General features: G+C 44.2%; 6 protein-coding genes. All 6 read left to right on the forward strand.

The window, feature by feature from the left end; all coding sequences use genetic code 11:
- Positions 1-688 precede the first annotated feature (688 nt).
- The 6 genes from ACE1CM_RS27135 to ACE1CM_RS27160 all read left to right on the forward strand — a co-directional run bounded on the left by ACE1CM_RS27135 (position 689) and on the right by ACE1CM_RS27160 (position 10,448).
- The gene (locus ACE1CM_RS27135; RefSeq protein ID WP_374881968.1) at positions 689-1,297 is read left to right on the forward strand and encodes a PEP-CTERM sorting domain-containing protein; all 609 of its coding nucleotides are present in this window, start codon (positions 689-691) and stop codon (positions 1,295-1,297) included.
- Between the two features lie 817 nt (positions 1,298-2,114).
- The gene (locus ACE1CM_RS27140; RefSeq protein WP_374881969.1) at positions 2,115-3,473 is read left to right on the forward strand and encodes an AAA-like domain-containing protein; all 1,359 of its coding nucleotides are present in this window, start codon (positions 2,115-2,117) and stop codon (positions 3,471-3,473) included.
- A 129-nt stretch (positions 3,474-3,602) separates the two neighbouring features.
- Entirely contained in the window at positions 3,603-4,013 is a 411-nt protein-coding gene (locus ACE1CM_RS27145; RefSeq protein WP_374881970.1) for a hypothetical protein, read from the forward strand.
- Positions 4,014-4,282: 269 nt separating this feature from the next.
- Complete coding sequence (gene ppsA / locus ACE1CM_RS27150; RefSeq protein WP_374881971.1) at positions 4,283-6,760, forward strand: phosphoenolpyruvate synthase; 2,478 nt, start codon at positions 4,283-4,285, stop codon at positions 6,758-6,760.
- A 786-nt stretch (positions 6,761-7,546) separates the two neighbouring features.
- On the forward strand, positions 7,547-8,455 hold the full coding sequence (locus ACE1CM_RS27155) for a hypothetical protein (protein WP_374881972.1): 909 nt from the start codon (positions 7,547-7,549) through the stop codon (positions 8,453-8,455).
- A 331-nt stretch (positions 8,456-8,786) separates the two neighbouring features.
- Positions 8,787-10,448, forward strand: a complete 1,662-nt coding sequence (locus ACE1CM_RS27160; RefSeq protein WP_374881973.1) for a peroxidase family protein — start codon at positions 8,787-8,789, stop codon at positions 10,446-10,448.
- The last annotated feature ends 131 nt before the right edge of the window (positions 10,449-10,579 follow it).

Genomic DNA, 10,579 nt, shown 5'->3' on the forward strand with positions numbered 1-10,579 from the left:
CCTATCCCATCCACCCATCCCAAAAGCGATATGCCGACCGCACCCACTCGCGTTCGCACCCTGGGTAAGCTAGGGTTTGGTGCCGAGTCGTGCTTAAGTCCTGTGAATAACACCACTTACGCAAAGAAACTTTGGTGATACGAAAAATCCTTGGTTTGGAAACGAGAGATCAACCAAGAAACCGGGTTTCTGGCAACGCCCTTGCGTAAGTCCTGAATAATTCAGAGCGTGCCACTTTAAGTATTTAACTGTAAAATAGAACACAGCTATCTATTAAGTGTGTAGGGAAATCTCACAGCGATCGCATCTATATAGTTGGGATCGACTGTAGTTGGTACGGACTGTTGCCGATCCCTGGCAATCGAACCCAGTCAAATCGCTCTACAGCTGCGTTTGTTCGCAAACATGCGAGTTTTTATATATTGACATAAAAAGCATTTTGTCTATATATCTGGTGATGGTAAAATAGCAATATTTGTCAATACCCAAGTGCAAAGATTATTGTAAAAATTATTTAAAATCAACCCTGAGTTGATTAAAGAGTTAGTAAAAGCCTTTATCTTTACCCTGTTTATTAACATAAGAACTTTTATATATCGACCCAAATGGGCTGAATTGGCATACTGAAAACAAGCAAGAAAGATTCACGTTACTTGCAGCCAAAAAAGGCCAACAAGGGGGAAAAAAAATGAGCAACAAATTACTCGCTACTTTAACCGCCGGTACGATTGGTTTAGTTGGTGCCGCTACCGTTATCGGTGCCAACCCTGCTCAAGCTGCTGGTTTCAGTGGTTCATACGCTCCGAGTAATTGGACTTTTACTAACTTAAACGCCGACGGTTTTGTAGATACCAGCAACGCTCCTGAATCTATTACCCTCACAGGAGGCGACAACTTGTCTGGCGCATTTGGTCTGACTGCTTACACGACCGCAGCAGTCAATAGTTTGGTTAGTTTTAATTGGAATTACAACACTCAAGACGTAGATGGCCCCTTTTGGGACCCGTTTGGCTTCCTTAACAACGGCGTCTTTACCCAACTAACCGATCCTAATGGTTCTCAATCGCAGTCTGGAACGTATAGTACTTTAGTTAAGGCAGGCGATATCTTCGGCTTTGCGGTGAATACTCTAGACAATATTGTTGGTCCTGCATCTGTAACGATATCCAACTTTGAGGCAACTCAGGTTCCCGAACCCGCTTCAGTATTGGGTCTGCTAGCTTTCGGTGCTTTGGGTGCTGGTGCAAAACTCAAGCGCAACAAACAGCAGGTTGTTGCAAATAGCCACCTGAATTAAGCACGATTCAACACAATCTCTTCCAAGGCGACTTGCAATAAAATTGAGGGATGGGTGCATCCCGCCTTTCTACCCAGTGATATGATGTCCGTTGAATTGCCCATAATAAAAAAACCTCACAGAGTTGTTGCGTAGGGACACGGCATCATAGATTTCTCGGACAAACAGATAACTTTGATTGTGCCGTGTCCCGGCTGCTAATTATGGGTAATCGACCGGACATGATATGAAGTATTACTTGACATTACCCCAAACCCCAAAAAAAATTATTGGTAAAGTCTTTGAAAAACCCCCAGCGCCTCCCTGCCCGTTTAAGATGACCGTAGATCTACTGAGCAGTGCTGACTCGATTACAGCAGATTGCACGTGAGTGAGGTACAGCCTTAAGGCTGAGTTTGGCAAGCGCGCACCCTTAAGGGTGCGCGCTTGACAAACTCAGGTGTACCTCATGGGCGTGCAAACCGCTATAAACTTCTGCAACAACTCTTGTGGGGTGGGCATCCTGCCTGCCCTTGAGGTGGTTTTCTCAAGAGACAGGTTGATTGAATTTAGATCTGGTAGCAGCCGAAAACTCCACCTCCAACCCTGCTCTACTTACGTGTTTATTCGGATCGGAGTCGGTCGATCGCTAATGATATTTAAGTAATTTCACTAGCCAGATTACAGACAGAAAATTCAGAGAATCAGAGCAGGTGTTTACAAATTTAAAATTTTAATGAAGTCATCATCTACCATAAATTTTTATCCTGACATGCGTTAAATTATAAATAACCCTCAGTAGGAACAACTAAGCAGATACCTACTAGGGGTTAACACAATGGTAGATCTCTACGAAGGATTAACGTTGGCAGAACAATTAGTTGTTGCCAAAACAGGTAGATCTCTGAGCGATCTGCAAGTATCTGTGCTGCGGCAATCATGGCAAGGTCAGCGCAAAACCTATGACCAGATTGCTGAAGAGTTAGGCTACTCTTCCAGCTACATCAAGCAAGGGGTTGCGCCAAAGCTGTGGAAGTTGCTCTCAGAAGTTTTAGGAGAAAATGTCAATAAAACTAATATTCACACCGTCCTGGAACGGAAACTGGTAAGCCAAGTGCAGATGGGCGATCCTGCACCAATACAAGGTAAACAGATCGCGGTTATCCCAACTGTAAAATCGATTGAGTTGGAATTTCCTGAAGGACAAGTACCGCTGGCTTCTCCGTTTTACATCGAGCGAGTCCCTTACGAACAGAGGTGTTACGAAAAAATTGTCAATCCGGGAGCCTTTCTCCACATTAAAGCTCCCAAACAGATGGGCAAAACCTCGCTATCAATTAGAATTTTGGCTTTTACCGCCCAGCTAGGGTACCGCACTGCAAGTTTGAATCTGCTGCAAGCAGATAAAGCAACGATCGCTGACTTGGATAAATTTTTGCGTTGGTTCGCTTTTAATATCAGCCGCAAGCTGAAGCTAGAACCCAAGCTGGAAGATTATTGGCATGAAGATTTGGGCAGTAAAGCTAGCTGCACGAGCTATTTCCAAGACTATCTGCTGGCGCAAATAGAAAGTCCTATTGTCTTGGCATTGGATGAAGTCAACGAAATTTTTGCTCATCCCCAAATTGCTCAATATTTTTTCTCTTTATTGCGATCTTGGCATGAGGAAGCGAAAAATAGCGAAATTTGGCAAAAACTCCGGCTAGTAGCGATCAATTCTACAGAAGTTTATCTTCCTCTCAATATCAATTGCTCTCTGTTTCAAGTCGGGCTATCGATTCAGTTACGCCCGTTTAGCTGGGAACAGGTGCAGGATTTGGCAGGGCGTCACGGAATCGATTTAGAAAAAGATGAACTAGCCGAGTTGATGTTTTTAACTGGGGGTCATCCCTATTTGCTACGCCTTGCCCTCTACTATCTAACGCCGCGCGATTTGACTTTAGAGGAACTTATTCAAACACCTGACTCAGATCCGGGAATTTATAGCGACCACCTGCACAGAATTTTGTGGTATTTACAACAGCATCCCGATGTACTGACAGCTTTACAACAAGTGGTGAAAGCAAAAGCACCGATCAAGTTAGAGCAGGTGTATGGGTTTAAGTTGCAAGGGATGGGATTGGTCAACCTGCGGGGCGATCGCGCCATGACCAGTTGCAATCTATACGAACGATATTTTAGGGCAGTGCTGAGTTGAGCTTGATATGAATTAACTAGAGCATTAGCAATTAGCAATTAGCAACTTGCGTTACTATAGCGCGAGCGCTAAAATAGAATAAAGGCTATAAAATTCAGCAATCTCAACTAAATATTCAGGTAAAATACTATGTTTAATCGTCAGGTGCTAATGAAATTAGGATTGTCATCGCTGGCGATCGCCATTTTATCGATGAGTTTGCCTGCTCGTGCAGAAATAGTAGAGGCAAATCAACACAGGCAATCATCGCGCTCTTCATATCAACGACAGCGATGGTTGTACAATCAAGAACGACTGCGGCTAGATGAATTAATCCGACAGCAGGAGCAACAAAGACGAGAAAACTGGAGAAGGCAGCAACAAGAATACCGACTACGAGAAGCACAACCAGCGGAAAACTTCAGAAGACAACAAGAAGAATATAGACAACGACAAGAGGAACTTAGAATAGAACAACAACAACGATGGGACGACATTACCCGACAGCAATACAACTTGCCCTATGAAGGGAGGCAGCCTTTATTATTCGTTCCCAGGTAAAATTTGGGACGCGAATCAAACTTCTCCCATAACTCTTGTGGGGTAGGCATTCTGCCTGCCCTTGAGTTTTTTGAATGAAGAAGTCTAATTAATATGATGTGCTTGCTTTGGCGGTAAGAAACAGCATTCTGTATTCCATTATACCAAAGAATTGCGCCTATACAGCGATCCCAAAGAAATTGTAAATTTAGTTACAATATGAACAAATTTACCCATTCCCCTGTTGGCGTCGCTAGACTGAGGCTATAGGAAGGGTAGTAGGTAAATATATGGTGATGGCAGCGCAAGAGAAATCGCCTCAGTCATCCAGAGAGCGATCGCTCGTTTTATGGTTCGATGAAGTCGGGATCGACGATATTCCCTTGGTGGGGGGTAAAAATGCTTCGTTAGGGGAAATGATTCAACAGCTGACTGGGAAAGGAGTTAGCGTCCCAATGGGGTTTGCAACTACAGCGTATGCGTATCGTTATTTTATCGAGACGGCGGGAATCGAAAACAAGCTGCGGCGGTTATTTGCAGACTTGGATGTGGAAGATGTGAACAACTTGCGCGAGAGGGGGAAACAGGCGCGGGCGTTGTTGTTGCACACGCCATTTCCTGGCGAATTGCGGAATGCGATCGCCAAAGCCTACGAACAATTGTGCAGTCGCTACGGCACCGATGTAAACGTCGCCGTCCGTTCTTCCGCCACCGCCGAAGACTTACCCGACGCCAGCTTCGCCGGACAACAGGAAACCTACCTCAACGTGCAAAGCGTTCAAAGCGTATTAGAATCTTGTCATAAATGCTTTGCTTCGTTATTTACAGATCGGGCAATTTCTTATCGCCATACGAAAGGTTTCGATCACTTTGCAGTGGCGCTTTCCGTCGGCGTGCAAAAAATGGTACGTTCTGACTTAGCTGCTTCCGGGGTAATGTTTTCTATCGATACCGAAACTGGCTTTAAAAATGCCGCGTTAATTACCGCAGCCTACGGTTTAGGGGAAAATATAGTGCAAGGGGCAGTTAATCCAGATGAATATCTGGTATTTAAGCCCACTTTAAAACAAGGCTTTCGCCCAATTGTAGAAAAACGGCTGGGGACGAAAGAATTCAAACTCATTTGCGACGATGGTGGCTGCAAAATTACCAAACAAGAACGAGTCACCTTAAGCGAACAGAAACAATATGCCCTCACCGATGAGGAAATTCTACAATTAGCGAGGTGGACTTGCATTATTGAAGACCACTACAGCGAAGTGCGGGGAACTTACACCCCAATGGATATCGAATGGGCAAAAGACGGAGAAACGAATGAATTATTTATCGTCCAAGCGCGTCCGGAAACCGTACAATCGCAAAAACGGAACAATATATTACGCAGCTATCACCTGCAAGAAAAAGGCATAGTTTTAACCAAAGGTCGCAGCGTTGGGGAAGCAATTGGTCAAGGGAAAGTCCACGTTATTTTAGACCCGCATAAAATTGACCAGTTCAGAAATGGGGAAGTATTGGTTACCAATAAAACCGACCCCGACTGGGAACCAATTATGAAAAAAGCAAGTGCAATTGTCACTAACGCTGGCGGACGTACCTGTCACGCAGCAATTATTGCGCGGGAGTTGGGAATTCCAGCAATTGTTGGATGCGGCAATGCAACGGATGTTTTGAAAACAAGTCAAATAGTAACTGTTTCCTGTGCTGAAGGGGAAGAAGGACGAGTTTATGCAGGGTTATTGCCTTTTGAAGTTAAAGAAGTGACCTTAGAAAATCTGCCCCGTACCCGCACCAAAATTATGATGAATGTGGGTAACCCAGAGGAAGCATTTAGTTTGGCAGCCATTCCTAATGATGGAGTTGGATTGGCAAGGTTAGAATTTATCATCGCTAACCATATCAAAGTGCATCCGCTGGCATTGATTAAATTTGATGAGTTAAAAGATGCGGATGTCAAAGCTCAAATCGCCGAAATGACTGTTCGCTACAAAAACAAATCCGAGTTTTTTGTAGATAAGCTAGCACAAGGGATGGGGAAAATTGCTGCGGCGTTTTATCCCAATCCTGTAGTCGTGCGGATGAGCGATTTTAAGAGCAATGAATATGCCAATCTTTTGGGCGGACGACAGTTTGAACCCGAAGAAGAAAATCCGATGCTCAGTTGGCGGGGTGCTTCTCGCTATTACGATGAGCGATATCGGGATGCGTTTGCTTTGGAATGCCAAGCTTTGAAGCGAGTGCGGGATGAAATGGGTTTGACAAATGTTATCCCAATGATTCCTTTTTGTCGCACGCCGGAAGAAGGGAAAAAAGTGTTAGCCCAAATGGCGAAACATGGATTATCTCGTTACCAGGCTCAGCCTGGTAACGAGATCGCCCAGGCTCAGCCTGGTAACGAAGGCTTACAAGTTTATGTAATGTGCGAGTTGCCGAGTAATGTAATTTTGGCGGATGAATTTAGCGAGGTGTTTGATGGTTTTTCAATTGGTTCTAACGATCTGACTCAATTGACGTTAGGATTAGATCGAGATTCTGCTTTAGTGGCGCATATTTTTGACGAACGAAACGTAGCCGTGAAGCGGATGGTGGAAATGGCGATCGCATCTGCCAAACGCAATAATCGCAAAATCGGTATCTGCGGTCAAGCACCCAGCGATTATCCCGAATTTGCCCGTTTCTTAGTTGAATTGGGAATAGATTCCATCAGCTTAAATCCGGATTCGGTGTTGAAGACGCTGTTGGATGTTGCCCAAGTAGAAGGCGTCAGCTAGAATTAATGTTGCATTCTGTTAAGCCAGCAATGTAGGGCGGGTTTTACCAAAGGTTGTTAGTAAAACCCGCCCCTACAATATCAAAAATTATACACAACCAAAGCTAACAAACATAAATATAAATACTCACCCAGTATTGAAGAGGCTGCTAAAAACTGTTCAAATGTTAAAGCGTCAGCTAGTAATATGATGTCTGTTGAATTGCCCATAATAAAAAAACCGCACAGAGTAGTTGCGTAGGGACACGGCATTATATATATCTCGGATAAACAGATAACGTTAATCGTGCCGTGTCCCGGCTTCTAATTATGGGTAATCGACCGGACATGATATAACAGTTAATTTTAGCACAATTTGCCAGCGATCGCCCTTGATACTGCCTTATCGCTTTAAAATTAGCAGCTACCTCTTCTTTTCTCTTTACTCTGCGTTCTCTGCGTCTCTGCGGTTTGTTAAATAGGTATTCTACCTGCGCGAATAAAGTAAATATACTCACATCTTGCACCATTCTCAACAAGCCTGGAAAAACCGGGTTTCTTTACCAAAAATCTAGGCTTTCAAGTTCAGCTATTTGCAAGAAACTAAGGTGTTAGCCACGGTGCAAGATCTGAATATAAAACTTTCCGGACACAGGTCGATCGCTTGTGTATCAACATTATCTACCTAACCCAAAATATCTTTCATACAGGGCTGAAATATTGCGCCCAAAGCTTAAGCATGGAGATGGTAGAGAAGATGGTGGAGGAGAAGTGACTATATTTTCACAAGCTCAAGGAAGAATAAACAATGTTAAAGACCATCAAATCTTTCTTCAATCCTCTGCGGATAAAAATCCCATTTTTGTTAGACATCATCATTGTCTCAGACCCCGAAAAGATTAAAAAAATCGAGACTTCCGGGGATGTAGACCGCTTACATGCATACGATACAGCCTCCTTACCAGGGTGGGTGAAGTTTTACTTTCGCTCTACGAAATTCCATGACGATAAGCGCGACTTGTGGTTTTGCCCATTTGAATCGACTGCCAATCCTACCTACCACCCAAGACGAGCTTATCTTGAGGAAAAAGTTGCCACAAGTTATAGCCAAGAAGATGTCAAAACCATCGCAGAATTGTTGAAAAATAATGCTTCGGACGAGGTTCTTGCCCATGCAATGGTGCAAGTAGTTAACCGGAGATTCTTCGGAGAAGAGATTCCGCTGCACATCACCAAAACTGCCAACAATACAGTCCAAAAAATAACCGAGGCTATCTTGCCGTGGAAATATATACGCGGCAGAAAAGCACAGCAGGAAATCATGAATTACTGCGAACATCACCTAGCCAAGGATGTCCATATTTTAGATGTTGGACATAACATCGGCGAGGTGGTGCAAGCGACGGCAGGGGGGTTAAGAAAGTTAAAAGATAACCTCGATAAACCTGTGGAAGAAATCTTTACAGAACATCCCCTAACGCCCCAAGCGCCTCGGATTGCGATCAAATCATCAACTTTTGATGGTATGCTCTCATCTCCCACAACTCCAGGCAAGACAGTAGTGCTAATGCAAATCGGCAAAGCTGCTGCTAAAACTCATGATATATTCTTTACTTTCGGGGCGGGTAGTTCAGAACGAGCTTGTGTTTTCAAAGACTTCTTTCTCGCCTTTATGAAAGATTTGCAGAAAGAGTTACAGCGGATTGCAGCCGTATGAGGTACACTTTCGTGTGCCAGCAGCAAAAATGGCAGCGCGCTTGACAAACTAAGTCTTAAGGCTTTCTCTCACAGGACTTACGTAGCAACTCCATATACAATGGTGATGGTGCGTTACACTTGGTTAACGCACCCTACATTTAGAATCTTTGCGTAAGTCCTGCCTCACTCAGAAAGCAATCCGCTGTAAAGGCAGCAGAATCTCGAGTACAGGGTGAGAAATTACAAGTACCCTCAAGGGTACTGTCACCTTACCTTCTGCCGCTATACCTTTTGAGTTAGCGGCAGCTAGTTGAAGATCAATCCCTCTTTTGTAATTCAGGAATATTGCTATGTTTGGAATTCCTTGGCATAAGCTACCTACCCCTATTGCCCTGTTTAAACTCCTTCAGTTCCGCAATGCTTTGCGGAAAAATAACCTTCACGATACATCACAAATACCCAATAAAGATGAACTACCTAAACCTGTTCCAAGTCCTAGCGATCGCCATTTGGTGGTTCGTACTGCTGATGGAAGTTACAATGACCTCGACCATCCGGAAATGGGGATGGCTGGCACCCGGCTGGCACGGAATGTGCCGCTCTCTGATGCTAAAGTTGATGCAAAAAATCTCCTAAACCCAAATCCTCGCAATGTCAGTCGAGTGTTATTGACGCGAGATAAATTTCATCCAGCAACTATCTTAAATCTCAATGCTGCTTCATGGATTCAATTCCAAACCCATGACTGGTTCACCCATGGCAATAACCAACCAGATAATAAAGTCGAAATTCCTGTAGAAGAGGATGACCCTTGGCGGCAAGAATATGGCAAGATGGAGGTCAAAAAAACTTTAGCAGACCCGACTCGCCACGATAATAGCAATCCTCCCACTTTTATTAATGAGGTGACCCATTGGTGGGATGCTTCCCAGATTTATGGCAGTAACCAGGAGACTATTAACAAACTCCGCTCCCATGTAGATGGGAAAATGATTATTGATGAGGATGGCTTTTTACCAATGCACCCAACAGACGGGATTGACGATGTAGGTTTTCCCGGTACTTGGTGGGTGGGTTTAAGCATGTTGCATACATTGTTCGTCAAAGAACATAATGCTATCTGCGATCGCCTAAAGCAAGAGTACCCCGAATGGAGCGATGACGATCTGTTCGACCATGCCCGATTGATTAACGCTGCTTTGCTAGCTAAAATCCATACCGTAGAATGGACTCCCGCCATCCTGCCCCATCCTGCGACCAAAATTGCCATGAATACCAACTGGTGGGGACTGCTGGGTCAGGATTTCAAAAAGATGCTGGGACGCATCGGTGACAGCGAAATGCTTAGTGGCATCATCGGCTCATCAAAAGATCATCATACTGCGCCCTACTACCTGACTGAGGAATTCGTTTCTGTCTATCGGATGCATCCTCTAATTCCAGACGAGTTGGAATTTTATTCACACCAAGATGGTCGATTTGTAGTGAAGAAAGAGTTTCGCGAAGTGTTTAGTAAGCAAACTCGTGGCTTCATGGAAGAAGTGAAAATGTCCGATTTATTCTACTCGTTTGGAATTGCTCATCCTGGTGCCGTAACGCTGCATAATTATCCCCACTTCCTGCGTCAGCTTGTCCTAGATAACGGGGAAATTTTTGATTTAGCTGCGGTGGATATTTTGCGCGATCGCGAACGCGGCGTCCCTCGTTACAATCGTTTTCGCGAGATCGTGGGTCGCGGGCGGGTAAAATCTTTTGAAGAAATTACCAGCAATCCACAATGGGCGAAAGAACTGCGCGAAGTCTATAACAACGACATCGACAGTGTAGATTTGATGGTGGGTTTGTTTGCCGAAGATTTGCCAGAAGGCTTTGGTTTTAGCGATACAGCTTTTCGGGTATTTATTCTGATGGCTTCCCGACGACTGAAAAGCGATCGCTTCTTTACCAAGGACTACAGGGCGGAAATTTATACCCAATTAGGTTTGGATTGGATTGAAAATAACGGGACTTAAACAAATTTCAAGCCCAAATATAGCCCAAACTAGCTTTGTAAGCGAAGAATACGTCCCTATTGTGGTTCAACCACTCGATAAAACGAAAAGACATCGCTGTACGAAATGCTTCTAAGGCTTCAGTAAAGGTG

The organism is Microseira sp. BLCC-F43 (assembly GCF_041929235.1).
Lineage (GTDB): Bacteria > Cyanobacteriota > Cyanobacteriia > Cyanobacteriales > Aerosakkonemataceae > Microseira.